The sequence below is a fragment of the Rhodococcus sp. PvR044 genome, assembly GCF_040548995.1.
GTDB classification, from domain to species: domain Bacteria; phylum Actinomycetota; class Actinomycetes; order Mycobacteriales; family Mycobacteriaceae; genus Rhodococcus_G; species Rhodococcus_G oryzae.
The window spans coordinates 15,304-35,276 of record NZ_JBEPSX010000016.1; the positions used below are offsets into that span (position 1 = coordinate 15,304).

Here is a 19,973-nt window from a genome sequence, read left to right on the forward strand (position 1 = left end):
CCCGGGCCAGCGCATCAGCCCATGGCAACGCCCGTCATCAGGCCGACGACGGTGGCCCCGAGCACGGTCAGTGCGGCCCGCGTCTCCCCCCGCAGCTGGCTGTACGCGATGCGCTCACCGGAGGCGAACAGCGGCTCGAACGGCATCCGGCACAGCTGCACCCCCAGCGCGGAAAGCGCGTCGACGGCCTCGGTTTCGACCATGGGCGCGTCCCCGGGGCCATCGGTGATGACCACGACGGTGCGGGCCAGCAGGTCCGGACGCTTGGCCGCGATCGCGGCAAGGGTGTGCTGAGCGCCCTTGGCCGCGTCGCGGCGCATCGGCAGAGGCACCACGACCGCGTGCGCGGCGTCGGTCGCCCACTGCCAGCTGCCGGCCATCGTCGAGTTGCCGGTGTCGACTACGACCAGGTCGCGGTGGCGGCTCAGGATCGTCGAGAGCGCCGCGGCGTCCTCGTAGCTCAGTGGTGCCTGGGCCTCGGCCCGCCCGGCGATGATGTCGGAGCCGGACGGCTGGCGGGTCATGTACCGCCCGAGCGTGGTGGGCCGGGCATCGTTGGCCGCGCCAGCGAGCAGGCTGAGCACGTCCTGCCCCGCGGTCGGGGGCACGGCGACGCGGTCAGCGAAGCTGCCGCCGACCTCCCCGAGATCCAGGCACGAGACGGTGGCGGGGCCACGGTGCTCGGCCAGCCCCTCAGCCAATGCGATCGCCATCGGGCTCTTACCCACGCCGCCCTTGATGTTGGCGAAGGTGACCACTGCGCCTTCGGGGAGCGGGCGCGCGATCGTGGTCTGCGCGCCGCGCAGCCGCATCTCGAGCGAGTCCGTCTTCGGCGCGAGCTTGAGACCGAGTACAGCGTTCACCCGGCCCCGCAGCCCGAGCCGAGCAGGGTCGCTCGACTCGGGGTCCGCGCGCGGCGCGGACAGCTGCGGGAACACGTTCAGCGGCCCCGTGATCGGGCCCGTGGTCGGCGCTGCCGGCCGCTGCCCCACCGGGGAAGGTGTGGGGGCAGCAGCCGGGCGCGAAGCGGCCTGTATGGGCACCTGGATGGGGTCCAGGGCCACGTCGTGGCCGATCGGGTCGGCCGCGACCATCACGGGCGCGGAGACCGGCTCCGCGGCCACCGGTGCGGGGGTGGTGGTCGTGACGATCGGAAGCGGCATGCTCGGTGCGCTTTCCGCCGCGGTCCCGTCCGGGTGGACGGTCCGGAACGCAGTGCCCTTCTCGGTCCGGACGACGACCTCGACGACTGTGTCGTGTTCCTGCGCCAGCTGGTGCAGGAACTCGTGCACGACGGCGCCGATGGTCTTACCCTCGGTCGCTTCCAACTTCATCGGAGGAACCTCGGCGTCCGCCAGGGTGGCGCGCGCGGTGGACTTGGAGGTGATCTCGACATCAACGGTCGGCCTCATCGTCTATTCGGTCCCGCCGAAGGCATTGGCACCGGCCAGCGCGGTGTCCATGTCGATGGCCGCGCTCTCCGCACGATCCAGTTCCTCCAGTGCCTGGGTGCGGGCGGGGCCCTCGGGCAGGGCAGCGATCACAAGGCGGCGCTGGTTCGCCGCCTCGCGGATCTCCGCGAGCCGCTCACGGGTCAGCTCCTGGTTCTCGCCGATCTTGGGCAGCCATGCGGGAACCGAGTCCTTGAGGAACTCGCGCATCGCCTTGATGACGGGGTCGTTCGCGCCCTTGGACACGAAGGCCAGGCGTAGCACGGCGACGTCCTCGGAGGTCGGGGCAATGGTCTGGGAAATTCGGCGGCTCATGGTGTTCCTTTCGGTGGTGGTGGGTGGAGCTGGGGGTCAGGGGTTGAGAGGCTTGAACATCTCGGCCGCAGCGGCGGCGTTGTAGCCGTCGCGAAGGGCGATCCGGTAGGCGAAGTTGCCGCCGAGAATCGAGGATTTGCCCGCGCCCGGACGCCCCAGAGCGCCGGGGATCGGCGCGGGCCACTCGCGCTGCCGCCAGCGGTCGGCGACCTGCTTTTCCATGGCCGCGGCGGGACTGTCGACGTGCTCGGCGAGATCGTCGATGCGCTGGGTCAGGTACTGGGGCGGTGCTGGTGACTCGGCGTGGTTCATGGGTTGTTCCTTCCTGCGGTCGATGTGGTTGCTCATGCGGACGCTCCGACGAGGTCGGCTTCGGGGAGGAGGACGACCTCCTTCGCGTCGAACGAAATGCGTGTCTTCACTGCGCCGTTGCCGATGGTCAGGACGGTCTCGACGACATCGCCTTGCTTGTTGCGGCGGACATCGACTGAGTCGACGGTGACGGGGACCAGGACGCCGTTGTCGTTGTCGACGAGGACGGTCTGGCCGGCCTCGACGGCAGAGGCGGGGATGACGTCTGAGAAGTCGTCCTCGACAACGGGCTCGGGCGCGGCCTCCGCGATCGGTGCCGACGCGGGAACTCCAGTTGTCTCGGCGTCTGCATCCTCAGCAGCGGACGTGCCGATGACGATCGGTTCGGGGGCGCGGCCGTGCGTGCGTGCCCGCTTGGCGAGGGCACGTTCGGATTCGATGAACGCGGCCAGCTCCGACGAGTAGCAGGTGAACCCTGGTGCCTCGGCGGGCATGAGGCCGTCGATGATCGCCATCTCGCTCTCGGCGAGCTGGTTCCACTTGTTCGGGTGGCGGTCGACGTTCGGGGTCCACCACATCTGCGCGTCGGTGGGATTGCCGTCGTCGCCGAGCGCGATGCCGCGGCCCTTGACGGAGGTATCGACCTCGCGGCCGACGGTGGAGTCTCCCCACATCATCAGCGCACCGTCCTGCGAGAGGTTGCCGAGCGAGATGCGGGTGCCGAAGTTGTCTCGGGCGTTGCCGGAGGCTCCACCGAACAGCGAGGCGTCCGGGCGCTGCACACCGAGCAAAAGACGGATGCCGGCCGACCGTGCGAGGACGGCGAGGTCGGCCCATGCGCCGAGCGGATCGAGTTCCTTGAGCTGTTCGCGGGTCTCGTCGTCACCGGTCTTGGCCAGGCGCTGCCACTTGCCGGAGAGGATGAAGAACTCGTCGAGCACCGCGATCATCAGCGGCAGTTGCGAGCCCTCGATCTTCTCTTGGTGGATGTAGGCGTTGCGGGCCATCATCTCCGTGTGCAGGGCGCGGACGAACATCGCGGCGCGCAGCGCGTCGTAGATGATCGCGCCGCAGCCCGGGTAACCCTCTAGGCCGTCGAGTTCGATCATCTTCGGATCGACTCCGACAAACGGGATCCCCCGGCGCGCGGCCTCGGTCAGCAGCGTGCGGATCACCGACGTCTTACCGCCGCCGGTGGGTCCGACGATCAGGCAGTGCGGCTTGTTGGAGCTGGTGGAGGTGTCCCAGTAGAAGGTTCGGTCCGCAATACCGGTGGCGTACGGGAGGTGGCGCAGGTTCTCGTCGACCAGTGCAAGCGGGTGATCGACACGTGTGGGCATCGGCGAGACGAGACGCATGATCAGGTGGCCCTTGTCGGGGTACCAGTCGGTGGTCCAGTTGCGGCCGGACTCGTGCTCGCCCGCGAGGGAGGCGAGGGCCTCTTCGACCTTGATCTGGAATCCCTTGGCACCTGCGTTCATCGACTTCTCGAAGGCGATCCGGTAGCCGGTCTCGATGCCGTCCTCGTCGACGGTCTCGACGGTGACCTTGGGGTCCTTGAAGATCGGGGTGCTGTCGATCGCTGACTGGAGGGCCTTCTGCCGGTCGCTGCGGGTGTCGGGGGTGATGGTTTCGCGGGTGACGACGATGCGGTCGTGGTGGGCCTCGTGGCGGACCTTGACGTCCCACGCGTCATTGCCGGGGAAGGTGGCCTCGACCGCGCGGGACAGCTCCTCGAACTGCTTGGGCCGGATGACGCTGCCTCGGGGCAGCTTGACCGTGGCGCGGCGGATCACGCGCCACCCGGGAGGGAACGCGATGGTGGTCTTCTTCGGCAGATGCCCGGTGCCCTGGCGGACCACCGATTCGAGCGCTTGTGACCACTTGTGCATGCGGTGGCGGACCACGTCGACCGCGACGAGCGCGACCGCCGCGACAACGAGCAGCACCCGGTAGCTGTGCAGCGTCGTCAGCGCCTCGACGACCGCTTCGTTGCTGACTGCCTCCATGATGCGCGGGGAGTACACAGCGGCCGCAGCGGCGACGATGACGATGGGCGAAAGGGGCGTGAACTTGCGGATGCGCGTCGGCTGGCCGTCCTTGCCGAGCTGGTTGCCGCGGCCGTTGCCGGAATCGCCGAAGGTGTCGCGCCAAAACGCCACCAACCAGTCCTTGAGTGGGTCGTGATTTCCGCTCACCGCCTACGCCTTTCGCTCGCGTCGTTGCCTTCCGAACGCCGCCCGTGGAGGCGTCTTTGAGCACAGTGGCAGAAAACGGCAATTTTCCTCAACAGGGTGACTCTTACCCGTTCGGGCGACGAACACCGCTGGCGCGCACAGTCTCTGAACCCGGCTATCCGCGCCCAGAGGTAACTCGATATGCGGTGATTTGAGCGCTCTCACACGCGCTTGGCACGCGGTCTGACGTGCGCCCCAATTCACCGCTCGTGTGGGCGCTCGGATCCCCGTGTGGGTGGGCGTTGTTGCAGCGGTCCGCCGAGCGCCCACACGAGCGGTGAGTGGACGGGATTTCAGCGCTCGTGTGACCGCTCGGTTGCGCCCTGCGTGGCGCGGTGTAGGGAGCGGTTGTTCCCGCGTGATCGAGCGTTGATGTGAGCGTGGCGACGAGCCTGGGGTGAGCGGTCGGCGCGACGCGGTGTCGAGCGCTGCGGATAGCGTTCCAAGTGGGCGTTCCGAAAGGTGTTGGCGCGGAGCGGAATTCTGGATTACACTCCCCCCCCAAGGAACGCCGGGGGGGAGTGACCCCGGAGGGGTGGGGCGTGGGAGCGCCTTTTTGAGCGCTCAGAATCACCGCCGAATTGCGGCGCAGATCCCGGCCCCCATTTCCACCGCACATCTGAGCGCTTCTCAGAGCCCTGTTCACCGGGCCTCGATTTGCCCCCTCAGGGAACTGCCGTGAAACCCAGGTTCCGTGCGGCATCCGATACCGCCTTCCAGCGGCGCCCCTGAGTACCGCTCGATCCCGCGCCCAATTGGGCCGATGTGCGCACCCCTAGCCTCTCTGCGCGCTAACGCCCTGAGAGTGCCGCTGCCGCCGCGCGGTCGAGGGAGTCATCTAGCGCCCGCTGCTACGCCTGCGTTCCCATCTCTGGCGCACGCCGGACTTCCGGCGCCGTGAATCACCCTCGTGTGCACCGAGATAGCTGCGTGTGTTGCCGGTGCCTGCGCGGTGAGGTCGCTATCGAGCTGTTCGACTGTTGCTGAAACGACCACTCCGAGACCACAAGTCCTGCGGATCCAGCGCAACGGACTGGTCGGGGTAGTGGGCACCCCTTTGAGATAAAACGCGAAATCGACTTACGGTCACGCGCATCCAGATTCAGGTGCACCGACCGAACCTCAGCGATGGAGAGTGCTCATGTCCCTCACGTCCACAGTCGCCGATCTCGCGATCGCGACCCCCCACGTCGAAGTCCTCGCCCAACAGACCGACGTCAACACAAGCGGCCTGCGCAAATGGATCAGCGACAACGGTGTCTTCACGATCCTCGCGCTGATCGCGTGCGTGATCCTGGCCGGCGGTATGCGCGGCAACCTGTCGAAGGTCTTCACCGTTGGTGGTCTCTCGCTCGTCGGCATCGCGTTCTTCAGCCTCTCCAGCAGCGAGAGCGCCGCGACCGGCATCGGCAACTGGATCCTCAGCCTCTTCGGCATCAACGTCGCCTGATCTCGCATGCCTGATCACCGACCGACGATCGAAGGGAGCCGACTGTGATCGACAACGACGACATGCTGCACCGGGTGGACCGGCACTACCTCGGCCCAACCGGATTCACCCTTCCGATCCGGCTTCACTACGCCGCGCTCGGACTCGGGGTCACGATCCTGCTCACGGTCTTCGTCATCGCACGCGGAATCGTGCACGTGCCGCTCGGCTACAAGTCCTTCGTCCTGATGATCATCATCACCGTCGCACTCACCAGGCAGGTGACGAAGTACGTCAACGCTGATCGCCCTGTCCGGTCGGTGATCCGGTCCGCCTGGAACGACTTGAATGCGCCGCGCCCGCCGAAGCCTGGGCAGACCGTCGTGCTCCGCGTTCCCGCTCTCTCTCGCGCTGTTGGACGCGCACACACCATCACGTCAATCGAAGGTGAGTCCTCCCGATGACCATGCAACCCGACAACGACATCGCCGCGCTGTTCGATCCGAACTTTGAGGAGCCCGAACCGGCCGTGGTGGTTCCTGGTGCGCTTCCGCAGTCGTGGGTGGCTGCGATGGCGGCGAACCGCGCTGCGGCCGGGCCGGTCGCCCCCGCACCGGCGCCCGAGCTGGCGTGGTCGAAGGTGCCGCCCAACAGCTTCGTCCCGTCGCCGGCGCCGGTCGCTTCCCCGCCGGCCGACGCCCCCGATGAAGGTCGCAGTTCGCGCCGTGATCGACGACGCAAGCGCGGCAAGCACGATGATCCGGCGGCAGAGTTCAACCGCCAGAGCTCCGCGGCGAAGAAGCGCGCGGACCGTGAACGTAAGGCCGTGCGCCTGGCACTGGTCGGGGTCGAGGGAAACGTCACCCGCACCCGCCGCCAGTCGACGGCGTGGTTCGTCCAGCCGCCGGGGCCGTGGAACATGCGCCCGGTTGGCAAGCAGCGCCGCTACATCCGCAACGAGGGCCTGGTCGTGGCCAACCTGGCCGAGTCTGGAGTCACGGGGCTGCACCGCCGACTTCTGCGCACGCCGTGGCCGGTGCGTCAGTGGGCACAGAATCACGACCGGTGGGCTGATCCGATCCCGGACGTTCCCGGAGCGCTGTCGTGGGCGGACTACCTGCGCGGCCAGCAGCACGCGATGTTGTGGGGCAACCCGACACAGAAGGGCCGCTACTGGGGTGTCGAGCTTCCCCCGCGCTCGGTGCTCGCTCAGGGCCTCGACCTCGTCGGTCAGTGGCTCGTTCCGGTGGTTGATTGGCCGCTGCTGGGCCGTGTCGCGCAGCTGGTGCGTCAGTGGGCTCGCAATGCGTTCCTGGGCGAGCAGAAGGCCATCGCCGATCACCTCGCCACCATCGAGCGGCACCTGTCCGGCACGGGCGTCAATGCCAAGCCCGCCAACGCAGCGCAGATGGACTACCTGCTGCTGCGCTCGGCGACGCTCGGGCTGCCGCTCGACGCCGATGGTGTGATCTCCGGCGGCGGCGACTGGGAAGAGTCCGACGTCGCCGCGCTCGAAGACCTCACGAACCTCGAACTGACCCCGGGTGATGGCTACACCACGGTGCGCGGGCAGGTCGGTGGCCGCGACTACACCGGCTACGCGATCGTCCTCACCGTCGGACGCATGGCGCCGCTGCCGATCCCGGAGAAGATGCTGCCGTGGCAGGTCATTGGCGACCCGTCGGGTGAGCCCCTGGAATGGTCCGAGCGGATCCAGCTCAAGACCAAGGGGCAGACGCTGCGGAACCTGCGCCGACTGACGAACAAGATCGAGTCGCAGTTCGACCACTACACGGTCGAGCACGACCAGGTGCCGCCGCAGGAGCTTGCCGAGCAGCACGCACTCGCGCAGCGCGTCATCTCCGATATCGAGGAGGACCACTCGGGGCTGTCGGTGCGCACCGAGGGCTGGTACCGCGTGCTCGTCGTCGGGTCGACACCGGAGGAGGCCAAGGAGAAGGTCTCCCTGATGCAGGAGATGTACGCGCCGCACATCCGCCTGGAGCACGAACATGGCCAGTACCAACTCCTGCGCGAGTTCATCCCCGGCGAGCCGCTGGCGAACATCGCGCACTGCCGACGGATGAACGTCGAAGCGCTCTCCGCAGGGATGGCCGCGGTCGGTGACCGGATCGGTGACCGCACCGGCGTCGTGGTCGGTCAGACCGCGTCGATCGCGCCGCGGCCGGCGGTGTGGGACCTGTTCGCCGCGCACGAGAAAAAGCACAAGTCCGGTCTGACGCCGATCGTCGCGGTGCCCGGCTCGGGCAAGACGTTCTTGGCGGGCATGCTCGTCTACCAGGCAGTGCGCGCAGGTGCGTACGGCGTCGTGCTCGACCCGTCCGGGCCGCTCAAGAAGCTCGCGCAGCTGCCCGAGTTCCGTGGCATCGCTGAGGTCAAGGAGCTGACCGGTCGCAACTCGCGCCCGGGTTCACTCAACCCGTACTGGATGATCGTCGACCCGCGCCGTGACGATCCGGAGTACGACCCGAGCAATCCTGACTACCGCGACGATCCCGATCCGAAGGCGGCAGCGCAGGCGCAGTACGAGGCCGATGTGCGGGCCGCGGCTGCGGAGCGGATTTCGGTGGTGGTGTCGGTGCTGAAGATGATGCTCACCCCGGCCCGCCTCGAGCGCGACGGGACTGAGACGGTGCTCCAGACCGCGGCGAACATGGTCGGCGGCGAGCGCCATCACAACGCGCGCGAAGTCCTCGACGCCATCGCCCGAATCGCCGCGGACGACGTCGACCACAATCTGCGTTCGGTTGCCAAGAGCGTGCACCAGGACCTCGAGATGATGTCCGATCTGGCCGAGGCCCGAGTGCTGTTCCCGGAGAGGGGCACCACCGGTGAGGCAGAGGACTTCGTCGACAGCAAGATTGTGCTGACCGTGCTGACGATGCCGGGCCTGCAACTGCCGCCGGAGGGCACCAACCCGTCGCAGTGGACCCCGCAGCAGCGCATGGCAGGTCCGCTGATGCACCTGGCCGCGTGGATGGCGAACCGGCTTATCTACGAGCTGCCGCGCTGGGTGCGCAAGGTGCTGTTCCTCGACGAGAACAAGTACCTCGAGCAGACCGGCGCTGGCCGCACCCTGAACCTTCGCATCGCGCGTGACTCGCGCAAGTACAAGGTTCGCGCGTTGGTGTGCTCGCAGCTGCCGGACGACTACCTCGGCGTCGACGGCACCGACGACAAGTCAGCGTTGACGTACGAGGTGATCATCGGTGACCTGGGTGGCAACGCTCACGCGATCGAGGGTGCGCTCAAGCTGCTGAACCTGCCGACCGGTGAGGGCTACGAGTCGATGCTGGCCGATCTCGGTGGCGGCGGCGAAGACACCCTCGACGAGGACACCGACACCGAGCACCTGGATGAGGCGCGGCGGTTCATCGTGAAGATGGCCGACGACATCGAGCTGATCCGTTCGGACTGGACTCACTTCGTGCACCTGGCGCACGTGTTCGACGCCCTGGATTCGCGAGCGACCCGCGCGGCCATGGGAGGTGCGGCATGAGCCCGCAGCGGCCCCGGGCCGCACGGATCCGGCGTTCCCCCTCCCCGCGCCGGTTCGGACGGCGTACGGGGCTCGTGGGGCGCGTTCTGGTGGTGCTGATGCTCGCGACCATCTCGCTGGTCGGTCTCAGTGGCGGGGTCGCATCGGCTGGTGGGTTCGATTGCACAGAGGTCCCGTCTCCGGAGTTCCCAAACGAGGTCCTCGAGACCACCTTCGATTCGACCAGCGCCGAGAAGCCGACCGGCGACCTCCCCGCCGACAAGACCGGTTACCAGACCTACGGGTGGGCCGGTCTGAAGTGGCACACCTACGACCTCGGCTGCGGCGCGGACCTGGTCAAAGCACCCGGCGCAGTGGGCGATACCACCCTCGGCAACACGTTCTTGACCATCGGCAAGTCCATGGCCGCCGCGGCGTTCTGGCTCGACGCCCAGACCAAGACCGGGAAGGCCGCCGAAGAGGCAGGCGTCGAACCAGCCTTGGAAAAGTTCGATCAGATCGTCTTCTCGATCACCAAGGGCCTGCGTGGCCTCTACGGGCAGTGGATCGGGATCGCCTTGGTGATCGTGGCCTCGATGCTCTTGTGGAAGGCGATGAGGGCTGATGCAGCCGGGGTCACCAAAACCGCTGCATACGCAGCCGCGGGCCTGGCACTCGGTGCGCTGATGGTCGGCGCTCCGCAGAAGGCGCTCCAGGTAGCTGACGAGACCTTCGGGTCGTTGATCACCGAGACGCAGGACGAGATCTTCTCGGTGCCGCTCGGTGAAGGGCCGAACGCTGGCACGCTCGCCGGCGGCGCCACCGATCCGCGGAACGTCCTGGTCGATCAAATCTTCCTTCCGGACTGGCGGAAGGGCTGGTTTGGCACCAACTACGACCCGACGGATCCGGCCCAGCTCGGCCCGAAACTGCGGGATTCGTTGGCGTTCAGTTACGACGAGCAGGAGAAGGTGAAGGGCGATCCGAAGGCGCAGACCAAGCTCGCCGAGGAGAAGGCCGACAAGTTCAAAGAGATCGTCTCGTCACTGGAGGACGACTATCAGCTCTCGTACTACCAGTTCCAGGGCAAGGACTCCGGCCGCACGTCCACCGGCTTCATGAGCATGATCAAGCTCGCGATGCCCTCGCTGCTGTGGGCGGGCGCCTCAATCCTGAAGTTGGTGGCGCTGCTGGCGATCCGGTTCGCGGTGCTCGGTGCGGTGGTGTGGATTCCGATCGCCCTCGCCTACGGCGGGTTGCTGTCCCGGATCGTGCGCATCCTCGCCACCGCTTACCTGTGGGGTCTCGCTGGCGCCGTCATCGTCGCCATCTACCTGATGGTGTTGGTGCAGCTGTACGTCAGCGCCGACGGTGCCGTCGACGGGTCCTGGCGACTGTGGCTCATGGTCCTGATGACCGTCGTGTGCTGGTCGGTCATGCGGCCGTTCAAGCGGATGAGCCAGACATTCACGCAGAACTCGGCGAGCATGGTCAACCGCAAGGCCCGTAACGCGAAGAAGTCGATCAAGCGCAAGGCATTCGACGCTGCGAGCCTCGCGGTCGGTGGGCCGACCCAGATGATCGCGGAGAAGGCGGCGGAGCGGTTCGCCCGTCGCGGCGGCAACGACGACGAGACCGAGGACTCGAGGCCGCGTGTGGGGCGTGGCGCATACCCACCCACCCGCCCCGAGGGCCGCGCGCTCAACAACCGCCGTCAGCAGGCGTTGACGCAGTCGCGAGCGGACGCCCGGAAGGCGCAGGGGCTCAGCCGGGCAGGACGTCTGGGTCAGTCGACCGACGCCGCAGCCGAGCGCGACGCACGTATCGCGGGGATCGCGGCGGTGGCCAGTCGGGACCTGGCCCGCGGCAAGGGCGGGGGCACGGACGCCGATCGCGCGGCAAGGTCTGGTGCGGCCGCCTGGAGGCGGTTCGACCAGGACGAGGCCGAGACCATGGTCCAAGAGCGCCGGGCACGCAAGGAACTGCTGTCCGCCAGCGTCGGACAGCGGTGGGACGGCGGTGACCGCTCGGCCATCGCGCCGATGAAGGTCTACACCCCCACCCGCGGCCAGCAACCGAGCCACGCGGCGACCCCGAGTGTGCGCCGGTCGCAGATCAAGCCGCCCGAGAACGCCCGGATCTGGAACGCCTCGACGTCCAGCACACGAACGAAGGACCGGTACAGCTGATGTCTTCGTCCGGCCCCAACCCCGTTCTCGCACCGATCCGCCGGTGGGTGCTCTACTCCCGCACCAATCTGGTCATCTCCGTGGTCGGTGTCGTGGCGTTCCTCTTCGCGGTCGGCGCGGTCTTCGGTGAGACCCCGCCGCCGCGGGCGGCCGCCCACACCGTCGATGCCACCGCCGAACCGGTCACCCCCGCGGAGACGATCAGCTACGACCTCGAGGAGGTGAGCGAGTCGATGGTCGCCGGCAAAACCTCAGCCTGGGTCGCGGCGAGTGCGCCGGCCACCGCGATGGCCTATGCGACCGCCTTCGTCGACACCACCCCGTCGGATACGAAGTGGGCCAGCACCATCGGCCGCTACACCGCCGAGAAGCCGGGCGAGAGCTTCCATGAGGCCCGGCCGCAGACTCTGGTGGTCATCACCGGCCCGACGGTCAGCACGCTCGTCGACGGCGCCAATGGCGCGCGGGGCGCGCGGGTGACCGTTCCCACCCAGGCCGGGTACTTGCAGGTCACGCTCACCGTCGACGAGGTCACCGGGGGGAAGCGGTGGGTGGTCGACACACCCCTGCCGACGCTCGACCTATCCGAGGTCGACAAGCTCGCCCCGGCGACTCCTACGTCGTCCCCGCGCACGTCGGCGGCGCCGACCACGACCGCGGTGCCCGAGACGACGTCGCCGCGGTCCTCGTCGGCCTCGAGTTCGACGACACCGCAGCCGCCCGCCTCACCGAGCCGCAGCAACGACCCGAAGCCCGTGCCCGTGCCCGGGCCGATCCCGATCCCGGAGCTCGACACCCCGATCCCGGGGGGACGGTGAACATCGGCGGCGCCCGGCGGGCGCTGCTGCTCGCGGGCGCCGCCGCCATCGTCATCGGGACATCGGCGTGCTCGATGGGTGCTCCGGTCATTCCGAAAGACCCGTGCCGCAACGTCCCCGGCGACAGCAAGAGCTCGAGTTCGTCCCCCGAGGGCGCGGAACTGGCCGCGTCCGGGCCGATCCGGCTGCCGGTCGAACCCGGGACCACGTCGTTCACCTCCGGGTTCGGTGAACGGTGGGGATCCCAGCACCAGGGCGACGACCTCGCCGGGCCGGTCGGCACGAAGATCCTCGCCGCGCTCGACGGCAACGTCGTCAAAGCCGGGTCCTCCGGCGAAGGGCCGGGCGTCGGGTTTGAAAACTGGGTGGTCATCGACTCCAACGTCGACGGCAAGCCCGTGAGCACGGTCTACGGCCACATGTTCGCGAACGGCATTCACGTCAAGCCCGGTCAGCAGGTCAAGGCCGGTGACCACATCGCCGACATCGGCAACGCCGGCGGATCCACCGGCCCGCACCTGCATTTCGAGTACTGGCAGGGCGGCCGGTTGCAAGGCGGAACAGCCATCGACCCCATCACCGTCCTGCCCGACATCGCCAAGCAGAACGGCAGCGGTGGCACGTCCGCCGACCCCAGCACCACCAACAGCAGCAACGTCCAGCTCGTGGCCGCGTCCCGGTCGACAGCCGACTGCTCCGGATTCGGTGTGGCCGGCGGCGGCGAGCTGGCGTTCGGCGTCGTGCCGGCCGAGTTCGAGCCGTGGCTACGCCGCGCCGGCAGCGTGTGCAAAGAGATCGACTCCCCCCTGCTGTCCGCTCAGCTCGAGCAGGAGAACGGATTCCGCTACGGCGCCAACGCTCCCCGCTCCCCCGTCGGCGCGCAGGGTCCGGCGCAGTTCATGCCCGGCACCTGGGCGACGTGGGGAAAGGACTACGACGGAGACGGCAAGGCCGACCCGAACTCGATCGGCGACGCGGTGATGTCGCAGGCCCACTTCATGTGCGCGCTCTACCAGGACGTATCCAAGACGCCGGGCGATCCCATCGCGCTTACCCTGGCGGCATACAACGCTGGTCCGGGCGCGGTGCAGCAGTACGGCGGCATCCCGCCGTATGCGGAGACGCAGAACTACGTCGCGAAGATCACCGCGGCCCGCGCGAAGTTCACCAACCCCAACGCGCGCGGCGAGTTCGTCCCGAACGCCAGCGGCAACAGCAGCCAAGTCGTCACCGCCGCACGCCAATACCTCGGTCTCCCGTACGTCTGGGGTGGCGGCGGCACCGGCGGCCCGACCGGAGGCGGGTTCGACTGCTCAGGCCTGACCTCGTACGCCGTGCACGCGGCCAGCGCCGGGAAGACCGCCCTTCCACGCACCTCGGAGCAGCAGTGGGGCGTCGGCGTCGAGATCCCGATCGACCAGGCCAAGCCCGGCGACCTCGTGTTCGGCAGCTGGACAGCGAATGGGCCTGGCCACGTGGGCATCTACTCAGGCAACGGCCAGATGGTCCACGCCCCCACAACGGGCGACGTCGTCAAGGAAGCCCCGGTCATGGCAGGAATGAAGGCCCGCCGTGTGATGTGAGGGACGCGCCATTTCACCTGTTCAACAGGCATTTTCGAGGCGGGGATGCGGGGAGGACATCTCCTCGCATCCCCGCCTTCGTGATTCGCCACCTCCACGACGAGGTGTCCGGGACCCGCTGCCGCCGGGGACATATCACCTACCTGCACAGGACCACCCACTCGGAACCTGGGGGACATGTCATTTATGCTGCTAGACGGCACAATCCGAATGAGGGGGGAGAGTGGAATGAGGGCACGAAAGCTCGCCATCGTGGTGCTGTTGCTCGCTGTGGTCGGGTTCCTGGCCTACTTGCAGCTCTCCCGGGCCAGCGACGACACCTCGACCGCTACAACGACGACCTCTGCGACCGCCCCGACCTCCGCGTCTGCGCAGCCGGCGGATGTCGAGGCCGCCGAGGCGCCGGCCGCCGCTCGCGCCGCTGAGGACGCCGTCCGGCAGGGGCTGACCGTGGCGTTCACCTGGTACCCGGCCACGGACGGGACGCAGAACGACGCGTACAGGCGGGCCCGAAACTGGCTGACTGGCAAGCTCGCTGACCGCATGCTCGTCGACGCCCGCACCGAGCGGGGCCCGGGCGTGCAGTGGGACGAGTGGGCGCAGGAAGGCGCGAAGGTGATCGCCGACGTCAGCGTCGAGTGCTCCGGCTGCCCAGCCGACACCGACACCGTGGTTCAGCGCGTAGCCACCATCAAGCAGACCGCGATCGCTGGCGCCAGCACCGATACGGTCACACCCGACACCACGGTGTGGGTCACCGCCGTCCGCAGCGGCGACCACTGGCTCATCGACGACATCCGCTACTGACCCCGGAGGATCCTTGAACCGCAAGAGCATTGCCGCAGCACTGATATCTGCTGCTCTCGCCGTCGGACTGACCGCGTGCAGCAGCGACGAGTCCCCCACCGCAGCCCCCACCAGCGCACCGACAACAACCAACGCCGCGTCTCCGTTCGGCACCGATGAGTTCATCGCCAATCGTCTGCGCAAGTCGACGACAGCGATCGTCGAGGCTGTAGAGGAGCGCGGCGGCACACCCGAGCAGGCACTCGCAGCCCTTCTCGCGAGCCAAGCGGAAACCGCCTGGCAATCCGGCCTTTCGATGCCCCCACCGGCCGACGGAATCCGAGACATCTATGGCTGGCGCTTCGCCTACAACATCGGCGCCGACTCCTCAGATGCAGTCAGGGCAGCCACGCAGACCTTCATGCAGAACGCGGCCGCGGTCACGCTCAAGCCCGACGACCCGGTCGCCTACGCTCTTGCCGTTCAGCATGCAGATCCGCGCGGGTACAACGAGAAGGAGCACTTCTACAAGTTTGGTGAGACTGCGGCCGGGCAGTATCCGAAGGCTCTCGAGAAGGCCCAAGCCGCCTACGACGAGCTGCGCGACTCGAAGTAGCGGCCATTCGAGGGGGACGTGCTATTTACCCAGCTCAACGCCGATTTGTAGAGGTGAAGGCGCCTGCGGCGGGAACGAAAAAGGCCAGCCCGACATCCTGGCCGCCATTCGATGTGAACGGGGTGGGTGCCGGGCCGGCCGTTTGCTCAGAATCCGTGGGGACCTGTCCTTTTACCTGCTAGACAGCCCTTTTCGGATTCATCAATGCCCCATGCCGATACCGCCGTCGACGTTGATGACACATCCGGTGATGTAGGCGGCGCCGGGACTGAGGAGGAAGGCCGCGGTGGCGGCGATCTCTTCGGGCTTGCCGAAGCGGCCGAGCGGGATGTGGGACTTGGCGAGCTCGATGTTCTTCTCACCGATTGCGGCCGCCATGTCGGTGTCGGTGAAGCCGGGGGCGATGACGTTGCAGGTGATCGAGCGGGATCCGAGCTCGCGCGCGGTGGCGCGGGCCATGCCGATCACGCCGGCCTTGGCCGCGGCGTAGTTGACCTGGCCGGCCGCGCCGGACATTCCACTGGCCGAGCCGATGATCACGATGCGGCCCGAGCGGGCCTTGAGCATGCTGCGGGAGGAGCGCTGGACGATCCGGAAGACGCCGGTGAGGTTGGTGTCGACGACGCGCGTGAACTTCTCGGTGTTCATGCGCATGAGCAGGGCGTCGTCGGTGATGCCTGCATTCGCCACCACGCCTTCGACCGGTCCGTCTTCGGTTTCGATATGTGTGAAGGCCGCGTCGACGGACGCGTCGTCGGTGACGTCGCACACGATGCCGTTCACGCCTTCAGGAACGGAGGAGCCGCGGTGGGTTCCCCACACGGTGTGCCCTTCCTTGACGAGCTGGCTGGCGATTGCTGCGCCGATGCCGCGGTTTGCTCCGGTGACAAGAACTCGCACGGGTAGATCCTCCAGTTGGTGTTGCGGGGTAGGGAATTCAAATGGTGTGGGTGTCAGTGCATGTCGGCTTCGCGCAGCAGCATGATCGCGACGGGGACTCCGTGGTTCTTGCGGTTTGAACGCACCTCGAATGTCGATGCGGTGAAGGGGACTCCGTCGATCTCGAGATTCTGCCTCAAGCCTTCACCAGCTGCCGGGTCGGCCAATACGCCCAGGTCGACCTGGTCGAGCACTTGCGCAATTTGACCTTCTCCCAGCGGTGCATGACGACCGGCGCTGGTCAGCGGGATTTTGTGGGTGGACTCGACCAGCAGCAGGGTGGCGTTGGTGTAGCGGATGAGCGAGGCGAAGTTGGACTCGAACAGTTCACGGTGGGGAAGCTGCAAGGTGAGGCCTCGCAGAAGGCGGATGTCGTCCCCGTCGGCGCAGTGAAGCCGGCAGCTGGACCAGCAGTGCACCCACTGGTCTCCGGGTTTCAAGCTCCAGTAGCTCTCGATGAGGTCGCCGTCTTTGCCAGTGAGGGCGTCGTAGTAGCCCGCAACCAGGGTCCAGACATCCTCCGGGTTGAGGAAGGTGAACAGTCGATGGACAGGGTGTTCTTCGCCGGCCTCTCGGACGTCGCCGTACAGCGACGGGTTATCGCCGCTGGTTCGGGTCGTCATCGCCTGCATGTCGAGCACCCAACCGTTGTAGGTGGGGCGTGGAGTCGGTTTCTGGCCGCCGATCCAGATGATCAGACCGACCGGAGTCCCATCAGAGGCGTCGATCTGGTGCGTTTCGACGATGATGCCCTCGACCTTGGGAATACTCCGGCCCTCGAGTGCGGCGACGATGACCGCGCGCACTACGTCTTCACCAACTCGGTCGAGCTTGAGCAGGCCTGCGCACCGCTTCAGCGGCCTAGCGATCCTCGCTCCCCCTGCTGAGTGAATGAATGGTTCTCCGTCGAGGCGGGTGCCGATGATGTCGACTGCCAGCCACGTCCCCTCTATAGCCATTTGCCCAGCATATGCGAGCCGTCCGTTGACTTTTCGGGTCACCCGGGCCGGTTGTGCCGCTCGAAACCGGTTGCCGTCCCGGTCTTGTCGGCCCGCGTCCCCTGCGGTTGCAGCACTGTTAGACCAGCTGTTATGTTTTCCGCTACGGCTAGGGGTGGCAATGCGCCTACTCCAGCCAGGCTCCGGTCGATGAGTGATTCTTGGCAGGACGCAGAAGGCCCACGCAGAAGCGTTGGGTCTGCGTTCAGCTACGCAGAATCAGGAGAACCGGATGCTGACACTTCATCGCCACCGAGGCACCAACCCGCCGGCCGTCACGGAAGATTCGCGCGGTCGACAGTGTGTGACCAGCGGGCTAGGCCGGGGCTCCCGGTGGGCGGTTGCGCACACGTTCGTAGCTGGCGCGGAGTTCACTCTCTGGAATGTCGAGTGCGGCGGAAAGCTTGCGGGCGACGTTGTCGGACAGAGAAATCTCGCCTCGCTCCACACTGCCGACGACCTGTGTGGTCACACCAGCCGCCGCGCCAAGCAGGGGTTGGGTCAAGCCTTTGAGAACTCGCCAGTCGCCGGGGTACCGCTCGCCCTCGGGGACCTGGACGACGTCGGCGATGGTGATGCCGATCGCAGCGGTTGCTCGCGCGAGCAAATCCACCTGGGGCGACGAGCCACCTTGTTCCCACCGTCGAACCGTCTCAGCCTTGATCCGGACAACACGACCCAGCTCTGCCTGCGTGAAGCCAGCTTCAATACGTGCCTTCTCCAGCTTTTCGGGCTGGAATCCGCGCATAACTCGTCGACTCACAGACTGAGCCCTACCAGAAAAGTCCTCATCACTGGACACTGTGCAATCCCCTCGTTACGATGCGCACATGCAGGATCCTATAGAACGGACTGCATAGATCGGAAGGTAGAGGGGGGATAGGGCAGATGTCCAGAAAAATGTGAACGGTCCCCCAGCTGTTAGCGCAGCCAGGGGACCGTCAGCAGCAAGTCGACTGTTAGCGCAGCCGAACAAGCCGAGAGACCAACGGGTTAGCCGCCCGCGATCTCGATTGCAGAAATGAGTACCTGCAAATGAACACGTTAGTTGGCGCTGGCGCCGTACGCCTAGCGACTGCCAGATCCTGCATTGGACGGGCGAAGGTCGACGGGAACGATCGCGTTGCTGATGGGCCTCTGTCTAAGGTCCTAGCCGAGCACCGTCCGAACCTTGATCGCACGTCGTGCACGGTCTGCAAGTTCGTCTACACACCTGACCGCCCGTTGTGCCCTCCCGTTGCTGACGCTCTACGCGAGCTGTCCTTGAGGGACGCCCGAACCCGGACTCCGAGAACTCCTCTCGCCCACTACGCGACCGACCGCCTGAGGGCGATGGAGCGCGAACACACGGGTGATGGGCGGTGCCGGCGGTGCGGTTTCGTCTACTCCGGCCTGGTTCGCCGGTGCCCAACCTCCCGCCGAATCACTGCCGAGCTCGAGACCCGTGGTGGGGCGCCGGTGACCCAGTCCCGTGCAGGTCAGGGCCTGTGCGAGTCGAAGGGTTCGGGGTGGACTGTGACAGGTAAGGATCCCGAGCCGTGGAAACGTGCGATGGCTGCCTGCTCGGTGTGCCCGTTGCTCGCGCAGTGCAATGCGAGTCTCGAGGAAAGGCTCTCCGAAGGCGAGATTGTCCGTGAAGAGGTCATCGCCGGGCGCCTTTTCGCTGCCTCTGGCCGTGAGGTCGCGGCCGACAAGGTCGACAGGTACGCGGTCAATCGGAAGCGGACGATGGGGAAGGAGCCGGAGCTGGTCCCCGCCCCGGTCCCGGCCCCGGTCCCCGCGCTGGCTCCGCTGTTTCTCACCCGCGGCCAGCAGCTCGCACTCTTCGAGGATGTGGCGGCGTGATGCGCCGCGCAGGTTTCGGCATCCTCGGCGCTCTGGCCCAGGGTGACCTCGAACCGCCGGCCAGCGACGACTACCCCGCTGCCGACCGTTGGAGCTGGTTCGCTGGCCTCTACGCCGACCAGACGTGGGGCCTGGTGGCCGCCATCCCCGAGTTCCCTCGGTTTGCGGCCGATCAGCTTGCCTCGGTGTGCCGAGCGACAGCCGCGGAGACGGCGACGGTCGAGGAGTGGCAGGCCATCAACGCTCTCGCGCTCGCTGGCCGCGCCGCCGCCCACTCCCCCAGCCTGGCCCTGGCCTGGACCGCAGTCCTTGACACCTGCACTGACGCATATGACCACCTCGCGGGGAAGACCTTCGGTGGGAGCGAGGCCGTCCTTGGCGCGGTCGAAGCCGTCCTCCACCAGCATCCGGAACCGAACGCTGCGGCCTTCGTCGACGGCGCTCTCACCGCGTGGACCCGCCAGCTCGATTCGTCTGTCCGGAGGTCAGCATGAACCGTCAGATCGCGGTGGATCGAGAGGGCCGTCAGTGGGCGGTGCTCGCCGTGGACAACACCCTGCGGGGCCGTCTCATCAGCGGTAACGCGTCGCCGGCCGTGATGGACCTCGCCGAGCTGGTCGACATGTACGGGCCGCTGATCATGTCCCCCACTCGCCCCACCAATGCCAGCAACCTCGCGGCGTTCGTCGACACCGTCGACCTCGTCGCCTCTGATCCAGAAACGGCCTCGCTCGAGCAAATCGACGAGGTCGCCGCCTTCGCGCAGTCGATCGTCCTGGCAACAAGGTCGACGGCGCGATTGACCCAGTCCACACCTCGCGCAGCTCACATGCGTGCCTCCACGATCGGTAGGGGTGCGCGTGATGAGATGTGGGGTGCTGGAGTGGGCCAAAACGACAGGAGAGACGGCTGTGACTGAGTGATCTGACGGAGGTAACCCGGCGAGCTCGATAACT

Annotated in this window: 18 protein-coding genes; 11 read left to right on the forward strand and 7 right to left on the reverse strand. The window is 67.1% G+C overall.

Annotated features, from left to right (window positions below):
- Positions 1 to 14 precede the first annotated feature (14 nt).
- From ABIC28_RS25430 to ABIC28_RS25445, 4 genes are read right to left on the reverse strand one after another with little or no spacing between them, the layout of a single operon-like run.
- Positions 15 to 1,412 carry a CpaE/TadZ family protein gene (locus ABIC28_RS25430; protein ID WP_354581435.1) on the reverse strand — a complete coding sequence of 466 codons (1,398 nt, stop codon included), beginning with the start codon at positions 1,410 to 1,412 and terminating at the stop codon, positions 15 to 17.
- Positions 1,413 to 1,415: 3 nt separating this feature from the next.
- Positions 1,416 to 1,766 carry a hypothetical protein gene (locus ABIC28_RS25435; RefSeq protein ID WP_354581437.1) on the reverse strand — a complete coding sequence of 117 codons (351 nt, stop codon included), beginning with the start codon at positions 1,764 to 1,766 and terminating at the stop codon, positions 1,416 to 1,418.
- A 36-nt stretch (positions 1,767 to 1,802) separates the two neighbouring features.
- Entirely contained in the window at positions 1,803 to 2,114 is a 312-nt protein-coding gene (locus tag ABIC28_RS25440) for a hypothetical protein (RefSeq protein WP_354581439.1), read from the reverse strand.
- Positions 2,111 to 4,276: an FtsK/SpoIIIE domain-containing protein gene (locus ABIC28_RS25445; protein ID WP_354581441.1), complete on the reverse strand. Its 2,166-nt coding sequence runs from the start codon at positions 4,274 to 4,276 to the stop codon at positions 2,111 to 2,113. The genes ABIC28_RS25440 and ABIC28_RS25445 overlap by 4 nt, the downstream gene beginning before the upstream one ends.
- 1,180 nt (positions 4,277 to 5,456) lie before the next feature.
- On the opposite strand from ABIC28_RS25445, the gene ABIC28_RS25450 reads away from it, so the two are divergent.
- From ABIC28_RS25450 to ABIC28_RS25485, 8 genes are all read left to right on the forward strand, one after another.
- Entirely contained in the window at positions 5,457 to 5,765 is a 309-nt protein-coding gene (locus ABIC28_RS25450; RefSeq protein ID WP_354581443.1) for a hypothetical protein, read from the forward strand.
- Between the two features lie 44 nt (positions 5,766 to 5,809).
- Complete coding sequence (locus ABIC28_RS25455; RefSeq protein ID WP_354581445.1) at positions 5,810 to 6,208, forward strand: hypothetical protein; 399 nt, start codon at positions 5,810 to 5,812, stop codon at positions 6,206 to 6,208.
- Positions 6,205 to 9,264 (forward strand): ATP-binding protein, encoded by a 3,060-nt coding sequence (locus tag ABIC28_RS25460; RefSeq protein ID WP_354581447.1) that lies wholly within the window; start codon positions 6,205 to 6,207, stop codon positions 9,262 to 9,264. Before ABIC28_RS25455 ends, ABIC28_RS25460 begins: the two co-directional genes overlap by 4 nt.
- A complete protein-coding gene (locus tag ABIC28_RS25465; RefSeq protein WP_354581449.1) occupies positions 9,261 to 11,432 on the forward strand; it encodes a hypothetical protein in 2,172 nt (723 codons plus the stop codon). Before ABIC28_RS25460 ends, ABIC28_RS25465 begins: the two co-directional genes overlap by 4 nt.
- Positions 11,432 to 12,250, forward strand: a complete 819-nt coding sequence (locus ABIC28_RS25470; protein WP_354581451.1) for a hypothetical protein — start codon at positions 11,432 to 11,434, stop codon at positions 12,248 to 12,250. The genes ABIC28_RS25465 and ABIC28_RS25470 overlap by 1 nt, the downstream gene beginning before the upstream one ends.
- A complete protein-coding gene (locus ABIC28_RS25475; RefSeq protein ID WP_354581453.1) occupies positions 12,247 to 13,833 on the forward strand; it encodes a peptidoglycan DD-metalloendopeptidase family protein in 1,587 nt (528 codons plus the stop codon). Before ABIC28_RS25470 ends, ABIC28_RS25475 begins: the two co-directional genes overlap by 4 nt.
- 228 nt (positions 13,834 to 14,061) lie before the next feature.
- A complete protein-coding gene (locus ABIC28_RS25480; protein WP_354581455.1) occupies positions 14,062 to 14,640 on the forward strand; it encodes a hypothetical protein in 579 nt (192 codons plus the stop codon).
- A gap of 13 nt (positions 14,641 to 14,653) precedes the next feature.
- Positions 14,654 to 15,235, forward strand: a complete 582-nt coding sequence (locus ABIC28_RS25485) for a hypothetical protein (protein WP_354581457.1) — start codon at positions 14,654 to 14,656, stop codon at positions 15,233 to 15,235.
- A gap of 201 nt (positions 15,236 to 15,436) precedes the next feature.
- Here ABIC28_RS25485 and fabG read toward each other — a convergent pair whose 3' ends face one another.
- From fabG to ABIC28_RS25500, 3 genes are all read right to left on the reverse strand, one after another.
- Positions 15,437 to 16,135 (reverse strand): 3-oxoacyl-ACP reductase FabG, encoded by a 699-nt coding sequence (gene fabG, locus ABIC28_RS25490; RefSeq protein ID WP_354581459.1) that lies wholly within the window; start codon positions 16,133 to 16,135, stop codon positions 15,437 to 15,439.
- Between the two features lie 53 nt (positions 16,136 to 16,188).
- Positions 16,189 to 17,133: a hypothetical protein gene (locus tag ABIC28_RS25495; protein WP_354581461.1), complete on the reverse strand. Its 945-nt coding sequence runs from the start codon at positions 17,131 to 17,133 to the stop codon at positions 16,189 to 16,191.
- Between the two features lie 355 nt (positions 17,134 to 17,488).
- Positions 17,489 to 17,920 (reverse strand): helix-turn-helix transcriptional regulator, encoded by a 432-nt coding sequence (locus ABIC28_RS25500; RefSeq protein WP_354581463.1) that lies wholly within the window; start codon positions 17,918 to 17,920, stop codon positions 17,489 to 17,491.
- Between the two features lie 803 nt (positions 17,921 to 18,723).
- Here ABIC28_RS25500 and ABIC28_RS25505 point away from each other — a divergent pair.
- From ABIC28_RS25505 to ABIC28_RS25515, 3 genes are read left to right on the forward strand one after another with little or no spacing between them, the layout of a single operon-like run.
- Entirely contained in the window at positions 18,724 to 19,017 is a 294-nt protein-coding gene (locus ABIC28_RS25505; RefSeq protein ID WP_354581465.1) for a hypothetical protein, read from the forward strand.
- Entirely contained in the window at positions 19,017 to 19,511 is a 495-nt protein-coding gene (locus ABIC28_RS25510; RefSeq protein WP_354581467.1) for a hypothetical protein, read from the forward strand. Before ABIC28_RS25505 ends, ABIC28_RS25510 begins: the two co-directional genes overlap by 1 nt.
- The gene (locus ABIC28_RS25515) at positions 19,508 to 19,936 is read left to right on the forward strand and encodes a hypothetical protein (protein WP_354581469.1); all 429 of its coding nucleotides are present in this window, start codon (positions 19,508 to 19,510) and stop codon (positions 19,934 to 19,936) included. Before ABIC28_RS25510 ends, ABIC28_RS25515 begins: the two co-directional genes overlap by 4 nt.
- Positions 19,937 to 19,973: the final 37 nt, after the last annotated feature.

Coding starts and splice junctions, on each gene's coding strand:
- ABIC28_RS25430 (WP_354581435.1), bottom strand. CDS start 1,412: ATGAGGCCGACCGTTGATGTCGAGATCACCTCCAAGTCCACCGCGCGC.
- ABIC28_RS25435 (WP_354581437.1), bottom strand. CDS start 1,766: ATGAGCCGCCGAATTTCCCAGACCATTGCCCCGACCTCCGAGGACGTC.
- ABIC28_RS25440 (WP_354581439.1), bottom strand. CDS start 2,114: ATGAGCAACCACATCGACCGCAGGAAGGAACAACCCATGAACCACGCC.
- ABIC28_RS25450 (WP_354581443.1), top strand. CDS start 5,457: ATGTCCCTCACGTCCACAGTCGCCGATCTCGCGATCGCGACCCCCCAC.
- ABIC28_RS25460 (WP_354581447.1), top strand. CDS start 6,205: ATGACCATGCAACCCGACAACGACATCGCCGCGCTGTTCGATCCGAAC.
- ABIC28_RS25465 (WP_354581449.1), top strand. CDS start 9,261: ATGAGCCCGCAGCGGCCCCGGGCCGCACGGATCCGGCGTTCCCCCTCC.
- ABIC28_RS25470 (WP_354581451.1), top strand. CDS start 11,432: ATGTCTTCGTCCGGCCCCAACCCCGTTCTCGCACCGATCCGCCGGTGG.
- ABIC28_RS25480 (WP_354581455.1), top strand. CDS start 14,062: ATGAGGGCACGAAAGCTCGCCATCGTGGTGCTGTTGCTCGCTGTGGTC.
- ABIC28_RS25495 (WP_354581461.1), bottom strand. CDS start 17,133: ATGGCTATAGAGGGGACGTGGCTGGCAGTCGACATCATCGGCACCCGC.
- ABIC28_RS25500 (WP_354581463.1), bottom strand. CDS start 17,920: ATGCGCGGATTCCAGCCCGAAAAGCTGGAGAAGGCACGTATTGAAGCT.
- ABIC28_RS25505 (WP_354581465.1), top strand. CDS start 18,724: ATGGCTGCCTGCTCGGTGTGCCCGTTGCTCGCGCAGTGCAATGCGAGT.
- ABIC28_RS25510 (WP_354581467.1), top strand. CDS start 19,017: ATGCGCCGCGCAGGTTTCGGCATCCTCGGCGCTCTGGCCCAGGGTGAC.
- ABIC28_RS25515 (WP_354581469.1), top strand. CDS start 19,508: ATGAACCGTCAGATCGCGGTGGATCGAGAGGGCCGTCAGTGGGCGGTG.